Source organism: Balneola sp. EhC07, assembly GCF_001650905.1.
GTDB lineage: Bacteria > Bacteroidota > Rhodothermia > Balneolales > Balneolaceae > Balneola.
On record NZ_LXYG01000019.1, the window covers coordinates 60653 to 81837 of the forward strand.

17 protein-coding genes are annotated in these 21185 nt (G+C 32.0%); all 17 read right to left on the minus strand.

Features of this window, described 5'->3' with window-relative positions:
- Window positions 1-75: 75 nt before the first annotated feature.
- The 17 genes from A8B79_RS13525 to A8B79_RS13605 all read right to left on the minus strand — a co-directional run bounded on the left by A8B79_RS13525 (window position 76) and on the right by A8B79_RS13605 (window position 21178).
- Window positions 76-1560: a hypothetical protein gene (locus A8B79_RS13525; protein WP_153038443.1), complete on the minus strand. Its 1485-nt coding sequence runs from the start codon at window positions 1558-1560 to the stop codon at window positions 76-78.
- 525 nt (window positions 1561-2085) lie between these two features.
- Window positions 2086-2784: a sugar transferase gene (locus A8B79_RS13530; RefSeq protein WP_082894190.1), complete on the minus strand. Its 699-nt coding sequence runs from the start codon at window positions 2782-2784 to the stop codon at window positions 2086-2088.
- 122 nt (window positions 2785-2906) lie between these two features.
- A complete protein-coding gene (locus A8B79_RS13535) occupies window positions 2907-3974 on the minus strand; it encodes a glycosyltransferase family 4 protein (protein WP_066223687.1) in 1068 nt (355 codons plus the stop codon).
- Window positions 3975-4144: 170 nt separating this feature from the next.
- On the minus strand, window positions 4145-5239 hold the full coding sequence (gene wecB / locus A8B79_RS13540) for a non-hydrolyzing UDP-N-acetylglucosamine 2-epimerase (protein WP_066223688.1): 1095 nt from the start codon (window positions 5237-5239) through the stop codon (window positions 4145-4147).
- A complete protein-coding gene (locus A8B79_RS13545) occupies window positions 5240-6298 on the minus strand; it encodes a DUF354 domain-containing protein (RefSeq protein WP_066223689.1) in 1059 nt (352 codons plus the stop codon).
- Entirely contained in the window at window positions 6295-7458 is a 1164-nt protein-coding gene (locus tag A8B79_RS13550; RefSeq protein WP_066223691.1) for a D-glucuronyl C5-epimerase family protein, read from the minus strand. Before A8B79_RS13550 ends, A8B79_RS13545 begins: the two co-directional genes overlap by 4 nt.
- Window positions 7458-9596, minus strand: coding sequence for a bi-domain-containing oxidoreductase (locus tag A8B79_RS13555; RefSeq protein WP_066223692.1), 2139 nt, complete (start codon window positions 9594-9596; stop codon window positions 7458-7460). The genes A8B79_RS13550 and A8B79_RS13555 overlap by 1 nt, the downstream gene beginning before the upstream one ends.
- Before the next feature lie 10 nt (window positions 9597-9606).
- The gene (gene asnB, locus A8B79_RS13560) at window positions 9607-11481 is read right to left on the minus strand and encodes an asparagine synthase (glutamine-hydrolyzing) (RefSeq protein WP_066223695.1); all 1875 of its coding nucleotides are present in this window, start codon (window positions 11479-11481) and stop codon (window positions 9607-9609) included.
- A gap of 3 nt (window positions 11482-11484) precedes the next feature.
- On the minus strand, window positions 11485-12585 hold the full coding sequence (locus A8B79_RS13565) for a glycosyltransferase family 4 protein (RefSeq protein WP_082894191.1): 1101 nt from the start codon (window positions 12583-12585) through the stop codon (window positions 11485-11487).
- Entirely contained in the window at window positions 12582-13730 is a 1149-nt protein-coding gene (locus tag A8B79_RS13570) for a glycosyltransferase family 4 protein (protein ID WP_066223697.1), read from the minus strand. Before A8B79_RS13570 ends, A8B79_RS13565 begins: the two co-directional genes overlap by 4 nt.
- Complete coding sequence (locus A8B79_RS13575) at window positions 13720-14895, minus strand: glycosyltransferase (RefSeq protein ID WP_066223699.1); 1176 nt, start codon at window positions 14893-14895, stop codon at window positions 13720-13722. Before A8B79_RS13575 ends, A8B79_RS13570 begins: the two co-directional genes overlap by 11 nt.
- Window positions 14882-16102 (minus strand): glycosyltransferase, encoded by a 1221-nt coding sequence (locus A8B79_RS13580; protein ID WP_066223701.1) that lies wholly within the window; start codon window positions 16100-16102, stop codon window positions 14882-14884. The genes A8B79_RS13575 and A8B79_RS13580 overlap by 14 nt, the downstream gene beginning before the upstream one ends.
- Before the next feature lie 27 nt (window positions 16103-16129).
- Complete coding sequence (locus A8B79_RS13585; protein ID WP_066223702.1) at window positions 16130-17353, minus strand: O-antigen ligase family protein; 1224 nt, start codon at window positions 17351-17353, stop codon at window positions 16130-16132.
- Window positions 17343-17903: a CatB-related O-acetyltransferase gene (locus A8B79_RS13590; RefSeq protein WP_235603738.1), complete on the minus strand. Its 561-nt coding sequence runs from the start codon at window positions 17901-17903 to the stop codon at window positions 17343-17345. The genes A8B79_RS13585 and A8B79_RS13590 overlap by 11 nt, the downstream gene beginning before the upstream one ends.
- A gap of 127 nt (window positions 17904-18030) precedes the next feature.
- Complete coding sequence (locus tag A8B79_RS13595; RefSeq protein WP_153038445.1) at window positions 18031-19038, minus strand: hypothetical protein; 1008 nt, start codon at window positions 19036-19038, stop codon at window positions 18031-18033.
- 20 nt (window positions 19039-19058) lie between these two features.
- Window positions 19059-20486, minus strand: coding sequence for a flippase (locus A8B79_RS13600; protein ID WP_066223706.1), 1428 nt, complete (start codon window positions 20484-20486; stop codon window positions 19059-19061).
- A complete protein-coding gene (locus tag A8B79_RS13605) occupies window positions 20474-21178 on the minus strand; it encodes an SGNH/GDSL hydrolase family protein (RefSeq protein WP_066223708.1) in 705 nt (234 codons plus the stop codon). The genes A8B79_RS13600 and A8B79_RS13605 overlap by 13 nt, the downstream gene beginning before the upstream one ends.
- Between the last annotated feature and the right edge of the window lie 7 nt (window positions 21179-21185).

Below are 21185 nucleotides of genomic sequence, written 5' to 3' on the forward strand. Positions count from 1 at the left end.
ATCTGAGAATTTATTGTAAAGTATAGTTTCTAAAGATAATAAGTATCATCAAAATATTGCTGTGTAAATTATGACCTATTTTGATTCATTATTTAAAATTTTGGTTAAACTGAGCCTAAAACCAGCTATCAACATGCCCGTCAACTCAACGACATCATTATTCTCTATATTGTTTTTATTCTGAACATCGTTAATCCCAAATTCACCTTCTAACCAAAATTCAGGTATTGGATTAAACGATAAATTTAAAGCCCCTCTGAGTGTTTGTTCAACAGTTCCAGTTAGCACAAACGGAGGCAAACTTCCATCAGGTTCAATTTTATAAAAGGGCTGGTCAATTTCTTGTTCTCCTTGTAGCAAGAGTGTTATTTCAGGCTTAATTCTTAATCCTTTTAATAAATTGTATGCAAAATGTTCAGTATGTACTGAAGCTAGAACATAATCATTAAACTGAGTAGCTATTCCACGACCCATATAAAGGTATCTACCGCTTATCTGAGTAGATGTATTGTAACTCTGATATGAAATCACTTCCAATTTAATTCCCAAATCGGTGTTATAAAATAACTCACTGAAGTTCATCATCCCAATAACACTGGCTGTCATCCTTTCATCATTATTGGTTAAATGAATATCATCCAAGGTTACTTGTCCATTCATTGTAAAGCGACCTTTATTCAACCACAATGATCCACCTATAAAAGTATTATTGAAATGATTGTTGGGGTTATTTGTCCTATCAAAGAGTAAATCATTAAAAGGATTCAGATACTTTAAAGATATTGAAGAAGTATTAGATGAATATAGCGCAGTTCTGAATAAACTTAATCTTAAACTATTATTTGGACTCCAATTTATTTTATGAGCAGCTAAATATCTTCTTGTACCATTTATTTGAGGTTCTCTTCCTCCGGTGAATGGATCAAAATCTCCATTTTCACTCAAATTATCTAACTCACCAAAAATACCCTCGATATTTAACCGATTATTCCCAAAACGAAAATTTATATTGTCATAAGGAAATGGGTTAGAACTAAGAATTGTAGAGGACTGACCGTATACTCCCCAATGATTCCTGTAGCGCCCAAAATAAATTTTTAAATACTCTGCCTGATAACCAAAATAGAAATCTTCAGCGCGTGTATGGAATCGACCAAACGGATTCACTCCGTCCGGATCTATAAAATAAGTTTCATCTTGTCTGAGATTAAATTGACCACCAAAACTTCCTCCCTCCAAATAAAACTTAGCGGCACTAATTGGGGAAAAATATAAATTTTTATCTTCTGGTCTTAGTAGGTTTAGTCTATTGGTATTTTTAAAATTAAAACCTCCTTCTATAGAAGCATTGATAACCACTGCTTTCTCTTCTACATCTTTGCTTTTGGGTGAAACGACTTTTTTAACCGAGTTATACCAAACCGCTTCGACCTCTGATAGTGTTTCTTCTTCTACTTTCAGTAGTGCTTCATAGACTTCACCGGTGGTATAGGGCAAAGATGTTGGATCTAATTCTAAAAGAAGTCCTCTATTTTGTAAGTGTGTTATATGATCATACACTCTTAGATTCAAAGTCAGAATCTTATTGGACTGAGCCGAAACCGTAATACTGAAAACAAAAAACAATACCAGCAGGAAGTAAAATCTCATAAAAAAATAATTAAGAACCGATCTTTGAAGCTAGACCATGAATATATGATTCCTTTTTTTTGGATGGTAATCTTTAATTACATTTCTCATATTTATCCTATCGGCCGCTAGTCAATCAGCATCTTGATAATTCAAGGTATTTGATATGTAAATCAACAATGAAGCTACTTCATATACTAGTGAAACTTGTTTTAGAATAACAAAACTCACTCTTCAGTAATACTTTTAATTTATTACCAAGATAGTAAAATAGGGAGATAAGGAAAGGACCTCATTAAATTTCAATTTCTCTTTTAAAATCAGGTTATTGGAACCTTATTATTAATCATAAATCCTCTTTAGAGGTAAATATCAATTTTAAGTTATTTAGAACTATCAATTTAGAATTGATAAACTCTACTACTAGAATTCCAAAATTCATTAATAAACAAATGTTTAACGAGCGCCTTTTTTAAGCAAAACACCTTTAAGAATAGTAAAAAATAGCTTTACGTCTAATTTGAAGCCGATATTTTTAACGTACATGATATCTGTTTTCATCCACATACTGAAGTCTGTATGGTGGCGAAAATATGCTTGCCAAATGCATCCTAAACCTGGCTTTAATTGAAATCTTTGTAATTCCTCTAATTCATAGTCAGTTATAGGAGTCGAGATTGGTCTAGGCCCAATTATTGTCATTTCTCCTTTCAGAATATTTATCAATTGAGGCAATTCGTCCAAGCTTGTTTTTCTTAAGAACCTTCCCAAAGATGTGATTCTGGGGTCCTTATCAGATTTAAATAATTTTCCACCATCCATTTCGTTCATATGGCTTATTTTTGATTGAAGATCATGAGCCCCATCAATCATAGTTCTGAATTTATATACGTAAAAAGGCTCTCCTGTTAGTCCATATCTTTTATGCCGAAATAAAACATCCCCTTTGGAATCCAGCTTTATTAAAACCGCAATAGTTATCAGTATTGGAGAAAGCGATACAAATATTGTAAGAGCGATCAGATATTCTACCAAATATTTAATTTTGATATATCTGCTACTCTTCGGGGTTAAAAATTCAGATGGCAACTTCTCTCTTTCTCGCTCCTTTCTAAATAATACCGAAGCACCCTTTGTTTCTAAAATCTCCGCCATATCCCTAACATTATTTTTAGCCTGTGTAATCGTATAAACTAGTCTAAATTTAAACGAGAACTAAAATAAACATCTAAATCAAGATATCAAATTACTATTCTAGATCAAAAATTAGAATTTTATTATAAACTCTTATAAATGTTATTCATTATTTCCACTGACTCCTTCCATGAATATTTTAAAAATACCACTGAGCGGGCATTTTTTCCTAATTCACTTGCTTGTTTAGGGTTCTGATATAAATATTCAATTTTCTTAGAAACTTCAACAGGATCTTCATTTGGGACGATCAAGCCTGTCTCACCGTTCTGTGTTACTTCTTTAAGCCCGCCTACATTGCTAACAATAACCGGTAACTCACATGCCATTGCTTCAATTACTGAAACTCCAAAACTCTCAGAATCCAATCTGCTCAGAGCTAAAAAAATGTCAAATTTATTTAACCAACAAGGAACTTCATCATGTTTTACTGAACCGACAAACTCACATTTTTCAAATACATTCAACTTTTTTGATAGAGTTATTAATTCTTCTCTCTTACTCCCTTCACCTACTATTACCAATCTTGTTTTTAAATCAGGGAATTTTCCCACAAACAAAGCAAAAGATCGTATTAAAACATCAACCCCATATTTATCTTCTAATTTCTTTACAGTGCCTATTGTAAGCTCAAAGTCATGGTCCTTTAAGTCCGTTTTTTTTACAAATTTTTCTATGTCTACTCCAAATGGAGTGATCTGAATTTCTCTATCTTCCCCAATAACTTCTTTAATCTTTTCAGCCATGACATTACTTGTAGAGCAGATAGTGTCAGCAGACAAGATGTTTTTTTTAACTACCCATTTATATATAAAATTCTTATTAGGATCATCATAAATATCGCTACCTAGCACTGAAACAACGTGAGGTTTATAGCCTGTCATTCTTGCTAAAAAGCTATGGCCGAAAGCATAGAATGAGTGGATAAAGTCGGGTTCAAGTTTTTTTAACTTCTTATAAAGAACTGGGATATTTAGTATATAGCCATAAGGATTCTTAAACGGCAAACTTATAACATTAACTTGGTTTACAAAGCTTTCTTCCTTTTCATGCATAGTAAACACAGTCACATTGATTCCAATCTTAGATAATGAATTAGCCCACCTCACTACGTGTATCGAAGCTCTGGAGCCAATTATGGCTATATGCATAAAAGACAATCTATAAGTTCAAAAATAACAAAAAAAATACCTCTAATTATCTGTAAAACTATAGATAATCAAGTGTTTATTCAGTAATTCACACTACCTGAAGACTTATATAAAGAAGAAAATTTTATATTCTTTAAAAAAAGTTAAACCGACAATCTATATTTAAAATATTAAATCTTAAAAATATCCTTTAGATGTCCTACAATCCTATTAGATGCTTTACCATCCCAAAGCTTTGGTATTCCTCCTTTTTTCCAGTCTCCGTTAAAAAGTGTTTCTAATGCTGGCTTTATCGCCTCAGGATCCATTCCCAAAAGCTCATTCGTTCCAATAGAAATTGTTTCGGGTCTTTCAGTACTATTTCGAAGAGTTAAGCAAGGAATACCCATTACTGTTGTTTCTTCGGTTATCCCACCTGAATCAGTGATCACTGCCTTTGAACGCTCTACAAGATAATTAAACTCAAGATAACCCAATGGCTCAATCATATGCAGTCTCTCGTGAGAAATCCCTATATTTTTTAGCATTTTAGCGGTCCTTGGATGAACTGGAAATATTAAGGGTAAATCTTTAGTATTCAATATAATCTCATTCATTAGAGATTTTAGATTCTCTTCCTCATCTACATTGGATGGGCGATGCAATGTCATTACAATAAAATTCCCCTTTTCTAATTCTACTTCATCCCAAACTTCAGGTTTTTTAAACCTTTCTCTATGTTTCAATAAAGTATCAATCATAGTATTCCCAACAAAGAAAACCCGTTCATCTTCTATTCCAATTTTATTGAGATTACCATTAGCAATTTCTGAAGTTGTAAAGAAATAGTTCGTGATTGCATCAGTAGCCAGACGATTTATCTCTTCCGGCATTTTCCAATCATTAGACCGGATTCCGCCCTCTACATGAGCAACCGGAATATGCATCTTCTGAGCTGTAATCGCACAAGCTAAAGTAGAGGTTACATCTCCTACCACTATACAAAGATCAGAAGGCTTATTCATGAGTAATTTTTCATAACCGATCATTATAGACGCAGTCTGTTCAGCTTGAGTCCCTCCACCTGCACCTAAGTTCTCATCAGGATCAGGAATACCCAGCTGTTCAAAAAACGAACCACTCATGTTTTTATCATAATGCTGCCCGGTATGTACCAGCCGAAAATTTAGATTAACACCAGCATCTTGTTCCTCTTTGATAGCGTCAATAATTGGGGCAATTTTCATGAAATTGGGTCTTGCCCCGGCAATAAGATCTATAAACATTTAATTCTTATTTTTATGATATTCTTGATTTATTAAATAATCGTAAATAAAATCTGCCACATTGATTTTATCCTTTAACATCAATTTCCTTCTATTTGAAAAAGTATCTTTGGCTTGGCTCGATATTAGTTCTTTGACCTTTGCAATCATTTGTTCAGACTGATCAGATGTAAATCCAAATCCTAATTCATACTTATTCTCTAACTCTTCTAAGTAGCCAAGCTTACCTACAAAATCATTAAAACGAATATAAGGAGTTCCTAAAACTCCAGCCTCTGCTGACATAGTTTGGCTGTCTCCAATAACCAAATTAGCATGTGCTAATATATGATGAATATCGCTTGGGTTTACAGGAATTCTATATTTTTCAACTTCTGGTTTCAACTCTCTTTCAGAAGTAATAATTACTTTCCCTTTAGGATTTAAAATTTCAATCAGCTTAACAGCCAAGTCGTCACTTAATCCACTTATACCTTCATCATGATGAGCATTTAAACTAACAAATCTCAAAACGGTATATGGCTCATCAGCTTTTATATACTTGTTTACTATTTCTTTTTTAGGTACAAAATGATCCGGATGCAAGTAAGCCAACTCGTGATAACCAGAATAAGTAATTGTCTTTTTTTTCCAACGCCCGTTATCACAGCTTGTAGGACTTAAAATTTGAGTAGCCCATGGATAAGCAATCCAAGCGTGAAGTGGTACAATAGCTGCATCATCTTCTTGTACATTGATTGCGGGAATACCAAGAAACTTACCTATGTAAGATATATCCGGAGAAGTGCCAATTAGCACATCCGGTTTATGTTCTTTACAAAAGCTTAAAATTCGGCTTCCTCTTTTAAATAAATCTTTAACCAACCCCAGACGACCTGAACTTTTCCCTTCCGGTAATATATTGTGAAAGTCAAAACCCGAATCTTCAAGTAAATTTCTTAATACATCCTTTTCCTTAATCAGTATTAAAGACTTATGTCCGTTTTCATCTAATTTCTTAATTACGTTTTTAAACAGATGAAAATGAGCAGGGTGCCCTAAGTGAAATAATACTTTCATTCTTTAGTTTTGTAATATTTAAAATCAACCAATGCCAAGTACATCCACGCTTGAGACCACCTCATGTAAGGAATTTTTATTGTAAAGAAACGGCGTATCTGATAATAAAAAAATCCTTTTTTATGTTGCATGTTATCAATTGTCCAATGAGCAATTCTATCAGCAAAATTCTCAAATGATGGATCTATATCCTTAAATTTTATAAAAGTGATTATTCCCTGAGATTGGTTATGTATTTCAACTGGGTATTTTTTTGGTATTCTCCAATAGGATTTTCCACTTGCGTTAAATTGCTCATTCTTATAAAAGAATAACCCCTTTTTTATTTGCTTTAAATATTTATCCCCAAAATTACAAATGTCTATAATTTTCATTGCTGATTCCAACACATAACCTTGATGAAAATCCACCTGTTTTTTTTCATTTCCTGTTTCAGGGTCGAGACTATAATTCCAACGACCGTCCTCCTTTTGATAGGCCATTGTAAATGCTAAGGAGCTTTCAGCTAAATTTTTATAGTCTTCATTATTGTTTAAAGTATATGCACATGAAAGTACTTCAGCACCTAAAAGGTTTGCATTATGGCAAACATCTATTTGAATATCTGTATAGCTGATACAACTACCGTATTCATTTTCATATTTAGGCAAATCATGAAAAACATATTTAGCAGCACTAAGTATTATTTCTTTTGCTCTTTGATCTTCAGTGATCTTATAATATTCATATAAACCCTTTACAATAAAAGCAGTAACAACAACAGAAGGGCTATAAGCGGGAACCAATTTAGTTGGGCTTGCCCAATCAAAATTATATCCCCAACAGGCATTCTCATAACCCTGTGACTTATTACTGTCTAACCATTCAATAAATCGTTCTGCCTTTTCTAAATATTTTTCATTATTAGTTATTCTAAACATTTTACTAAATGCATTGATAAATAATCCATATGCTTTTGGATTGATCCCTTTATCAACCCCAATTATTGGCCTGATATGTATTGGGTTTCTTTTTTGAAACTGAGTTGCTAAAACCGGAATCCACTTACCTAATTTTTTAAAAGGTATTTTTGAATTCAATGTATCGTAAGGATCGTAGCCCTTAAAATCGTTTGCAATAATATAATCTTCGAGTGCTGTTAAGCTTTTATCAATAGTCACTAAAATAATATTTTATCGTTTTTGGTAATGCTTTCCAGCACTTTACAAGTTACTAAAGAACTTTCATAGGATTCTTCGAAAGGAATTGGCGTCGGTTCTCCATCCCGAATTGATTTCAGAAATAATTCGATTTCATTTTTATGCCCTTTATCTTGCCCCTTATACTTAATCCGTTCTTTCTTCTTTCCAAAAATATTTAATTCCTTAAAATCATTTATTTGTGCAATAGTACCCCCGGAATAAATTTCGATAAATTCCTTTTCAAGATTCTTATTACCGTTTGAAAAATAATTTATGGTTGCTATACTACCATTTTCCATCTTCAAATTTACAACAACTGTATTGTGAAGATCATTTGGATCATCTATTGCTTCAGCAGATACTGATATAATTTTACTTCCGCCAATATGTCTTGCTAAATCAATAAAATGACAAGCTTCACCAATCACTCTGCCTCCACCAATATCAGCATCATTCACCCAATGATCTTTCGGAAGTATACCAGCATTTACTCTTATCATAATAGATTTTGGACGAGCTGAATCAAATAGTTCAATTGCTTTTTGAATAGCCGGTGCAAACCTACGATTAAAACCGACCATTAAGTGAACATTATGCCCACTGTTATGAGCCTCTTTATATGCTTCACTTATTTTTTCCAACTCTTCTTCATTCATACCCAACGGTTTTTCCACAAAGACATTTTTACCGTTTTCCAGAGCTTTAATTACTGAATCAGCATGTAGATTATGCCTAGTTGTAATAAAAACTGTATTAGTATTAGGGTCATTATAAACTTCATCCGACTCAGCTGCACAATATTTGAAACCATATTTATCAGCAACATATTTTGATGATGTGCCACTGTTGGTGGACACACCAACTAAATTGCATTTACCCTTAATATTTGGAAGCAGAGTACCTTGTGCAAACGAACCCGCACCTATAAAACTTACATTTACTTCCTCACTATTAAAGTTTCTATTGTTTAACTCAATACTACTTTTAATCTGAGTATCAATGTCGTATTCTATACATATACCAGTAAAAAATTCACTGTTCTCCAAAATCATATCGTATGCACTCGGAGCATCTATCAGGGAAAATGAATGTGTAATTAAAGGCTCAATGGTTATTCGATTTGCTTCTAATAGCTTTACAAAGCTTTGCATATTTCTGTTTTCAGTCCATCTAACATATCCAATTGGATAGTCCAATCCCTTCTCTTCATAATTTAGTTGATTTCTTCCGGGGCCATATGAAGATGACATTCGAAGATCTAACTCTTTCTTGTAGTAATTTGCACGACTAAAACCTGTAGGTACAGCACCTACAATAACTATTTTTGCTTTAGATCTTGCCATTTCCCCAGCAAACTCTACAGGATCCAATGATGAGGTTCCGGCTGTAATTATTATTGAATCTGTACCATAACCATTGGTAAAACTTTCTATGATATCTTCAATACCATCTTGATTACGATTATATACATTCTTTAGACCAATCTTCCTAGCTTGATCCACATGTGATTGTGATATATCGATACCAATTGGGTAGTTGCCTGAAGCTTCAAGAATTTTGTACGTGATTTGACCAATCAAACCCATTCCAATTATTAAGCAATTCTCTCCTAAGCTTAACTCAGCTTGTCGAATACCTTGTATTGCAATCGCTCCAATTGTTGTAAACGCTGCATGCTTTAATGACACATCTTTGGGCACCTTTACAGCTAAATTTATGGGAACTGAAACTACCTCCGCATGCCTAGCAGAATTACCCCCGCATGCTACCCAATCTCCCACCTTAAAGTTCTTTACTTCTTTTCCAACCGCAATGACCTCACCAGAACAGCTATACCCAAGCGGTGAGGGTGCCTCCAACTTATTCATTACCTTGCTATATGTTTCAACTAAGCCATTGGTTTTTACCATTTCAATAACTTGCTTTACTTCTTTCTGGCGGCTTTTGGCCTTGGCTAAATAGCCTTTTCTGGCATCAGAGACAGTTTTTCCTTCAGTGCCAGAACTTATCACTGAGAAATGATTCCTTACTAAAATGTTGCCTTTATTCAATTCCGGAAATGGAACTTCTAATATCTCCATTTTACCAGATTTTAACTGTTGTGTAAGCTGTTCCATAAATCTATTATTATTTAAAAAAAGTTTGCATCCAAAGCTCATTTACCATTAGCCTCCAAATAAGCTGTGAATTATCTTCTAACCCTTTGTCATTTCTTTCGATGAGCTCTTTAACGTATTTGGCATTATATATACCTCTTCTCTTTAAAGAGTCATAAGATAACACATCATTTACCATTTCTTTTAGCTCTTTCTTCAACCAACCCCGCATTGGTGCACTAAATGGAGCTTTTGGTCTGTATATTATGTCCTCAGGAAGATACTTCTCAGACACTTTCTTTAACAAGTATTTCTGTGTATTACCATTTATCCTAAATTTAGGTGGCAATGCGAACATAAATTCAACAATTCTATGATCAATTAGAGGGGGGCGCCCTTCAACACTGGCTGCCATCATTGCTTTATCAAGATAAGTTAAGTTGTGATCTGGCATATACATCATTGTATCCAAATAACATATCTTAGTTAAATAAGAGAGTGATTCATTTTCTGAAAAAAGCTCTGATCCCTTTTGTATGTATAAAGATTCATCATACTTAAAATCTTCGGCATAGTACTTATAAAAATCTTCTTCTTGCAAAGCAGAATTTTTCATTAATAAAGCTCTGCTTCCCCTAGGAAGTGACGCAAAGTTTAAGAAACTTTTAACCCATCTAATATACTTAAAATCTCTTGTTTTGTTACTCGACGGAATGTGCTCAAATAATGCTGCAATAGTACTTCTAATTGATTTTGGAACTTTTTGATAACTATCTGCATGTGGACGATAACCAGAAAAAACTTCATCTGCTCCCATCCCTGATAGCAACACTTTAATTCCAGCATCTCTTGCTTCCTTAGAAATTAAATATGTGTTAATAGCAGCCGGATCTGCAATTGGCTCCTCTAGACTATAAATCATTTTGGGTAACAAATCTACAACATCTGGCTCTATAGTAATTTCATGGTGATTAAAATTATGCAACCGGGCTAATTTTTTAGCATAGACAGAATCATCAACATTTCCCTGTCTTTTTAAATCTTCTTCCTTGAATTTAATGGTAAATGTGTTCAGAGGTTCATCCATTAACTTTTGCATCATTACGCATATAAGAGATGAGTCTAAACCTCCACTCAACAAAGCTCCAACGGGTACATCAGAAATCATTTGCAATCTTATCGAATCTTTTAAAAGCTCGTCTAATCTTTCGAATGCATCTTTTTCATTTATAGGTTCTTCAGATGGTTTTATATCCCAATACTTGCCTACAAAAAAATCCCCTTCGATAAAGGTTAAATAATGACCAGCTTCTAATTTTTTTATATCCCTAAAACCTGTTTGAGGTGAAACCTGATAATGTACAGGGGTATGTAATGCATGCAGGTCAGGGGCTCTAACGTAATCGTTACATTCCAGGATAGACTTTATTTCTGAGGCAATAATCAGTTTATTGCCTTTCTGATAATAATAAAATGGTTTTATTCCTAACCTGTCACGACAGGCAAAAACATTCCCAGAATTTTCATTATAAATGACAAATGAAAACATCCCATTTAAGTATTGAAGTGCATCACGCCCCCACTCTGAATAGGCTTTAAGTATTACCTCTGTATCAGAGTCTGATAAGAATTGATGTCCTTTCTTATCTAGCTTAGATCGTACATCTTTATAATTATATACTTCACCATTATATATAATCCAGTTTCTAGTGTTTGGATCAAATTTAGGTTGCTTTCCGCCTTCTGTCAGGTCGATTATTGATAACCTAACATGCCCTAAGCCAGAATTCTTATCATTAAACCACTCAGTATCAAATGAATCTGGTCCTCTGTGATGAATACATGTCACTGCATTTTCCAACTGATCTAAGGAACCACAATTAAAAAAACCAACTATTCCACACATAACTTATACTTTATCAAATACTCTTGAAAGATTATTTTCAAATATTGAAACAGTATATTTTTCGAGATATTTATCGCGTGCAGCTATACCCATTTTTTTTCTTGTTCCAGTATTATTAATTAAAAATTCGATTTTTTTTGCAATTTGTTCCGGAGCGGCTTTATCGACGATAAAGCCCGTTACTCCATTGTCTATAATTTCAGGAATAGAACCTTCATTAGTTGCTACTACAGGCTTTGCAAACTGCATAGCTTCCAAGATTACGTTCCCCCATGTATCATTCTTTGTAGGGAATACAACTACATCACAAACTGCATATATTTCTTTTTTTTCTTTACCATATTTTGGTCCAACATATTCAACTATGCTTGTAAGATTATTCTTCTTTAAAGCTATATTCAATTCTTCTTTATTTATGTCCCCCTCACCTCCGACAATGATAGCCCTAAATGGGATACCACGTTTATTAAGTAATTTTAAAGCTGATATAAAATCTAAAATACCTTTCGATTTGATCAGATTAGATAGAAAAAGCAACTTTACTTTCTCATTTTCAGTAAGATTTTCTGTTTTCGGTTTTGGTTTACCCATTTCCGGTATACCATTATTAACTATATGAATTTTTCCATCAAAAACAGGCTTCACATCATATTTTAATAACTCAGAAAGACAGATTATGTCTGAGTTTTTGAAAGCAAAACGATACAGTAAATACTGTATACGATTACTTGCCATTTCACTTATGCCTTTGCCATGTAAATGGAAAAGGATTTTTACCCTAAAAAATTTAATAAAGATGATATAGATTAAGTCTCTATAAAAAACAAACCCGATTGGAGAAAGCTGAAAATAAACAACATTAGGTCTTTCAAATATGAGTTCTTTGTTTAATCTAATGATTGTTTTTAAGAAAATTTTGATCTTACTAAAGTTTACTTTACCCAAATCGCTAACACTATTGGCATAGCTTAAAGTTATTGATCTAATATCAAAGTTTTGTCTAATACATTCACTGTCATAAACCTGCTTATTCATAAGAGTTGCCCCAGTTATAGGAGGGGGGATTTTAATTAAAAGAAGGATTCTTTTTTTTATACTTTTCATCTGTTTAAGCAATATTTTATTGCGCTTCTAAAACCTTCTTCCATATGCCCTATTGAACATTTTTCTTCTACCATTCTTTTCATCTCAACCTCCATTGTATTCTGTAATGAAAGGTCATTTAAGTATTCGATTATAAAATTAGACATATCCTCAGTATCCATATTTTTTGCTCTGTAGCCGGTTTTATGGTTTTGAAGGTATTCTATTTCAGGACTATGGTATGGTCCTTCTTTTCCTTCTTCAAATGTTACTATAGGGCAACTAAATGATAAAGCATGATTTACAGCTAGTCCTACATAACCAGGCATTAGTAAAATATCGGATACAAAAAGATATTTTGAATTTACTTGTTCATCATAAATTGCTCCTAAAAAATGTACATTGTTAAGGTTTTTACTATTCAATTGTACTTTCAATGTTTCTTTGGAAGGTCCTTCGCCTATTATATAAACACCAATGCCATCTTTTTCAGATGAAATTTTTTGTATTACTTCAGTAAAGTATTCAGGAAGTATTTTATCTTCCAAAAGTCTGCCAATAAAAAGTACCACATGGTTATATGCGATACCTAAATCATTTTTTATAGCGCTCTTCCCTTTCTTTATAAATCCATCATTAATTTTGGCAAAAGTTTCTGTATCTAAAGAATTGTTTGCAACGAAATATTTATCCGAAGGAAAAAGTTTTTTAATAATATCTTTATTGTTATTTGAATAAAATACTACGGCATCAGCCATATTGATATACCATTTCCTCACCCTAAATATAAATCCTTTTTTACCAAATCCTCTTTTCTTGTTAAAGCCATGACCCCACAAAATTAACTTAAAGCCTAAATATTTGCGCAGTAAAATCAGTGGGAACAGAGACAAAATACTAGGTGTAAATTCATGTATTATTACATCAGGTTGAAATTTAGCTACTTCAGAAAAAACATTTAAATATACTGCTGTTTCCTTTTTTGCATATTTTATTTTCCCAATTTCAGTGGAATATTCAGTCTTTATTTCTTTAATTCCGAGTTTAGAGTATGAATGTAATAGTTTAAAATTGTATCGATTGTTTAGTTTATCGAATATAGATTTTCTATAATTAGAAAATCCTTTCTGTATTACTAACACTTTTATTTGACTCTCAGTTTTCATTAATCCTATTTAAGATAATTTGAAACTGTTTTAAGGGCGTTTCTTTGGTTTTCTCTTTAAAAGCTTGCAATCCATTTTGAACTAAATTTTGTCTAAGTGCCGAATCGTTTAATAGGTCTGTTATAGCTTTAGTGATTTTCACAGGTTCATTGCTTTCTAAAGTATATATTGGACTCTCTTTATCAAGAAATTCAATTTCTATATTTGGAAGGGAGGAACAAATTACTGGCAAGGATTGAGAAAAAGCTTCCCAAAGAACACGAGGAAAACCCTCACTCTCTGTAACCAAAATCAGCATATCAGATTCTCTGTAGTATCTAATCATACGTGAAAAATCATTTACAATCCCTGAAAATGTAATTTTATCATTTAGTTTATTTTCCCTGATATACTCAAATACTTTTTTTGCATAACCCGAAGTATGGTCATATTTACCTACAATTGTTAAATTAAATTTTTTACCGGAATTAGATTTTATAAGACTTTGAAAAGACTCCAAAATCTCAATAATTTTTTTCCCTTCTTTTACGTGACTCACACATAATAGTTCGACTGTTTCGTTTATATTGGTGTCCTCACGGTAATAAACATCTTTCTTTTCAATCCTTAAAAGTGGTGATGTTTTAAGTAAATCAAATTTAGGAGAATAATAATCATATAACTGGTTATTATTTACTATATAAACATTACTTAATAGAACAGAAAGATATTCAAGATTTTGATAAAAAGAATATTTAACCTTTGATAAAATTCCTTGGCTTTTACCCAAAACCTTCATCTCACTCCAAACTCCTCCATTATAGGCTATGACTTTTTTATCGAATAATTTTGCAATTATTGCAATTATTAAACTTGATTTAAGAGGATAAAAAACATAGACAATATTTGCGTTACGAATAAGGCTAATGAGTCTAAAAAAATCTTTTTGAATTAAGCTCTTCGTGTCAAAACATTCGATTCCTTCTTTGAGTCGATAAGTTTCGTTCTGTACATTTTTTGGGGATACTTCCTTTGCAATTATATCCGTTTTATCAAAAAAAGAACTAATCCTATCCAAATAAAATCCATCACCTTCCTGAAAAAAATATCTTTCAGAAGAACTTATAAACCTACCTCTTGATGAAATCAATAAACAATTTTCTATTTTCACTTCAGTTTTGATCAATAAAAGTTAAAAGTGAAGCTGTTAGTCCAGAAGAATTAAATTCACTTTTTAAGATTTTTTTTCCCTCTATTCCAATTTGATTTGCCTTTTCAGGTTGTTTGTAGAGGTACTCAATCTTCTCTGCTAGAGCTTCAACATTAAATTCATTGCATATCAATGCATTTTTTCCATCTTCAAAAAAAGAATCGTATACAGGCAAATCTGATAGAATTACGGGACGTCCCGAATTAAGATAATCAATAATTTTTGTTGCAAAATTAAACCGGTTTTGCTTAATAGAGGGTTTAAAACAAATAAGAGCCATTGCATTTCGTTGGGCTTCAAATAATTCTGGAAGTTCAACTAGACCTTTTACCTTAATATTCTCTTCTAATCGGTGTTTTTTAGCAAATTCATTAATTCGACTTGACTCTAGCTCCTGAATTGGACCATAAAACTCCAAATTAATTGAAATGTCTTTTTCTACCAGAAATCGTACTGATTCCATTATTGTTCCGATTCCATCCTTTGGAAAATAAGTACTCCCTGAATGAATTAATGTGGCCCTTTTATCTTGAATCGGTTTTTGAGTAATTGATTCTGATTCAGCTTCTGATATAAATTTTACAATTGGAAAAGTATAAATAATTTTAGAATCGACACCTGTACTAATAATCCTATGTTTCAATTCATTTGTAATTGCACATATATAGTTAGGTAGTTTCCATCCTAATAAATATATAAGTGGCAACTTTAGTAGATTTAAAATATGACGAACCCAATCTTTAAAAGAAAAATGTTTTAAATCCTTTGCCAACCAAGATGAGATAGGATCTTCAACAATATCGTATACAATTGGAATGCCGCACTTACGTCCTACAGACCAAAGTATCATTAAACTTGATATGGATGAGGTACCACAAAATATCAGACTTACATTATCCTTTTTACAAGCCTCACTTAGTGTAGCTACTCTACTCCTAAAATTTAAAAATGTTAAAAACTTATTTGAGTACTTACTTTTACCATTATCAAAATAATATTCAAATTTTATTGTATTATAATTTCCTCTAGTTAGTGTGGCAGGTCTAGAAAAAGGAATAAATTTGGCCTTTAACCCATTACTTTGAAATCCTTTTGCAATTTCAGCTAATCTATTAGTTGATGCATTTCCATATGGAAATCTCAATCCGTCCCCAGTTACCCACACCATTTTTGTTTTTAGCATAAACTATTAACGCCTTAACAGTGAATTTTATGATTTTAATTTGATGTTAAGCATATAGTAAAACATTGGCGTATATAGAATGTAAAAGGTTTGTGAATGAAAACTAAAAAGACTTAAACCTATAATTATAGCTAATGCATACTTTGTATTACTTTGATAAACACTCGAGAAAAATTTAGATGATTTAATTGTATAAAATGTTCCTAATAAAACCCAAAATATCCCATACATTCCAAATATTGTACTTAACCCACTAACAATATTTATATTTACACCTAATTGATTTAAATAAGTCAAATGACTTGCACCCGCATACCCCAAAAATGGATGATTAATAAAATCTCTCCATCCAATTGTAAACACTGCAAATCTACCAAATGAGAAATTCCCTTGACTAGAGGTTCTAGCTTGGTTTATAATAGTATCAGCATTTCCAGCAATATATAAGTCTCTGATCTTAAGGAATAAAAAATCGACTGTTAAAAACACATAAATTGCTACGCTTAAAAAAGCAAAGCCTACTACTATTTTTTGCAAACTTACTCTATATTTTACTATCAGTATATAAGTTAGCAATATGATAAAGATCAAGTAACCTGTTGTAGACTGGGTACTTAATAATGCAACTAATAGCACAAAAAAGCGGCGATTTTTAAACGGTTTTACTTCTGAGTTTATAATATTAAAGTATAGAGCAAGGCAGAGAAAGATTGAAAATGGTCCTGGTTCCCAAGTAAACCCGCAATTTCTAAATATGTGGTTATAATGAATGGTATAAACAAGGACATTTTTACTACTAGTTCCAGATTGAGTAGATTCAAAATTACCAATATCAAAAACTTGCATAAAACTATACAGACTTTGATATGAAATTAATTGCCAAGCCCAAAAAAACAGACTTATTATAGCAAGGTAGTATAGAGCTGTTTCATACTTGCGAGTAAAATTTTCTTTAAATAAACATAGAAGTACATAACCTGCCAAGAAATAACTCAAATGACGGAGATAGAATCCAAAAAACAAATCATCATATACAAGCATCGTAAATGAACAGTACAGTGTCCATAAAATAATGAGTACAAAAAAATCTTTTCGAATTTTTATTCTATTGAGCAAAAAAACTGTGACACTCAGTACTAAAATAAAAGCTAATCCCTTTGTGCTTCGATAAAAACTTGTAGCGTAACCCGAAAAGAATAAAATTGTTAAGAAATAAAAACTATTTAGAACCGAAGAGAACTTAAACTTCATCGAAACTCCCTTCAATGTAATTCATGAATTTTACAATGTCATCGAATAAATTAGCGTGTTCCTGAATCCATTTTTCATCTTTATTCCACCATTGAAACTTGACTAAAAACTCAGTTACATCTTCAGAAAATCTTGTTCTGATCTTTCTTGCGGGTATTCCGCCTACAATAGTATATGGAGCAATGTCTTTTGTTACTACCGCTCCGGTTCCTATAATTGCTCCGTCACCGATTGCGATACCATCCATTAAAGATACATTATTTCCAATCCATACGTCATTTCCAATGATATTTAAAAACCGCCTTTCTTTATCTACATATTTATGCTCTTCAATTTTATCTTCATCCACAAAACTGAACCCAGCCTGTTTTTTTGTTGAATAAAATGCTGGGTGACTCGATATAAAATCAGTAGGATGAATACCAAAACTATTCTTTACATTTTGACCGATACTACAATATCTTCCAATTTTTACCCTACTAAGGCTTGTGTTTCCTGACAGATAACTTCCAAACCCGATTTCGGATCTTGAGATAGAAGAATTCTTCATTATTACATTATTACCCTCAAAATTAGTTCTAAGATCAGCATAAGCTTTATTTCCGAATTCTAAATTAATATGCCTCCTTTTTAGAATATATCTATAAATGATTCTAATTAATGATAAAGGAACTAATTTACGCATTAAGTTTTTCATTCAAATAGTTTTTCAGTTCAAATATTGATTTTACAAATTTTATTTCCCCTTCCGAATCGGAAATTAATTTTTCTTTTGCCTGCTTAGTAAAATCATCGTTATTTGGAAGCAAATCGTTTAAGGAAATAACTGAAACCCCTCCCATTTTGGAAGCTGTTACTAAAGACGCTGAAGAAAAAGAAACTACTGCATGCTTTACTTTATTAAAGAAAAACTCCACAGGAAGAAATTCCGGCAATGTTTCAAGATTAGATAAAGATCCTATATTTCCCAATTTAGGATGCATTTTAACAACAAAAGCATATTGTTCTAGTAAGTTATAGATTTCTGATACCTTTTTATTGTATTCTTTTGAATTATGTGAGCCTATTTTGATATTTTGTGCAACAAAAAGGAAATTAAAAGGAGAGTAATCAATATTTAATTTTCCGAAAAGCTCGAGAGTTTTTTCATAATATTGATTTGTTTCATACTCTATTACCAAACTATTTTCTTTGATGAAGTTTAAATTTAAACTGATCATCACATTTTTCTTTGTTGTCTTTCTTAATTCAAGTGGAACTTTCTCATAAAATACTACCAATAATAACTTTTGGATGATCAGTTTAGCCTCCCGAAAATTAGGGATTTTTTTTCTAAAAGAATTATAGACCATTTCAAAATCATGAAAAATTGGTCTTTCCCCTTTCTTAATCATAGTATGAATTAACAAGAAGCAAAAAACAGCAAATTGAGTATGAGAAAAATGGAGTTCGTCATTATCCACAATATTTAGAATAGTTGTAATTTCTTTTTTAACCGCTTTAATTTCTGTAAAGAATGACCTAATCTTGAACAAGCGATGGCGAAGTACCGGTATGTCAATATATTCGCAAGCTTTGAATACATTTTCTGATGCAGTAATAACCGTAACCGAGTTATTTAGAACAAATTTGTTATACAATGCCAAATTAAGCACCTGATAGGACTGACAATAGAAGTATTTCATAATCAATTAAAATCTCGAAATTAACCAGTTTTACTAATTCTAGGCAGATAAGGTTTTAGATATTTGAAATAAACAAAAACAGTGATTGCTAAAATTATTAACGATTTTAAACCTAGGCCAATCAATTTTACATCAAAAGACAGAAAATTACTGCTTAAAAAGAAAATACTACTCATTAGGACTGTAAATAGAATAATAAACCATAGTTTCATTTTAATTGGATAAAATTTTCTCGATAATATAATTTTTACACATATATCAAATACGTAGGTGATAAAAGTAGACCAAGCAGCACCTATTATACCAAACCTTGTTATTAACACGTAATTCAGAGCTAGATTTATCACCGCCGAAAAAATAGAGATATACATTACAATTTTAGTATTCTTCATTTGATAAAATGAAAGATTATAAAAAGCAGACATCTGGGAAGCCACAAAACCCAAAGAAACGATAGGTATAATGATATGAGCCCGACTATATTCTGAAGGAAATAATAGTGAAATTACGTCTTCGCCAAGAATACTTACAACAAACCCTCCAAAAATAACTACCGACATAAATGCCGTACTTAGCTGAGTTATTTTCCTTTCTACCTTTTCTGGATCGTCAGAGGTATTTACCAATTTATAAAAATAAGGGTCAAAGGCTTTCTTAAAAGCCATTGAAAAAATCAATACTAAACCAGCTATTTTATAGCCTAGTGAATATACACCTACCGATTGCAAATCAGTAAACCTTTCTAAAAATACTCTATCAGACAGATTCATTACCCACGCTGATAAATTTGCCGGTATCATTGGAAGCGAAAATGCAAGGGCCACTTTTATATATTCTACTTTAAATGTGAGACGGATAAAACGTAGTGTGACTCCAACATATATCAGCGCCATGACAACCTCACCTAGTAAATATCCCTGTAAATATCCTACAGCACCAGCTTCTAAACCAACCACAAAAAAAGTAATACCCAGATTAGTCACAATGAAATGAAGTAAAGATAAACTTACGTAATTCTTTGCCTTTTCTTTTACTTGTAAATAAGCTAAAGGAATATTACTAAAAACAGAAAAAAATGAAGCTCCAATAGCTAATGCAAAATAGGGATAAAATGATATTGAAGAATAAATCAAACTTACAATTGGGCTACCCACAAAAAGTAAGATCGTAGCTAGAGATGCCAATAAAAAAATTGTAACAGCTAAAGTGCCTAAAAATTCTTCTCGCTCCTTTTCATTGTAATCATAAATTAACCTGAAAATAGATCTACTTAGAGAAAAGGTAAAAAAGATTACCAAAACACCATTCAAAGCTAACAAAGAATTTATGATTCCATACTCTTCAGTACTTAGATAGGAGGTGTATAATGGAAGTAGAAAAAAAGATGCTACTTTAGGTAAAACATTTCCTAAAGTATAAAAAAAAGAGTTCTTAATTAGCTGTGACATAATAATTCAGCCAATCGATTTTTTACAAGTTCATGTCCTGCTTTATTTGGATGGTATCCATCTTCATATATTCTATAATCATATTTTTTTGCATCCAGTGGTAAAATAATCTCAACCATTTTATTTTCTGAACTAATTTTTTTGTAAAAATCATTGTATTTGTCAACATTTTGTAAAATCTGAGGATTTTTATCTACCATTTTTTCATCAGGGTATGCAATACCTATAATTATTATTTTACTAACCCCAATATTATAGGCTCTTTCTATGTAGTTATTTATATTAATTTTGAATTTATCAAAAGAAACTAAAGTATTTCCAAGATTTCTTTTCCTTAGTACCTTAATAAGACTTAAATAATTTGTCTTTATAAGATTTGGAACTCTCGATACCAACTTTCTTTCAAACTCATATAAAAGTCTCGGAGCACAATCTACAATTCCAAGTTGCAATATTATAGTATGAGGCAAATATGCTTCCAGACAATCTGCTCCCTTTGGCCAACCATCTACTCCTTTCTTTCCGCCTCCCATGGTGACTAGAATTTCTGTAGTTAGTTGCCGCTTAAAAAATGAAATGAAATCAAAATCAGGAAACTCCTTTTTAAGCTTAAAAAACCATGTATCCTCATATTTATTAAGATGGCCCGGCAAGCATAATGAATCTCCAATACAAAGAACTTTTTTTTCCATCTATTAA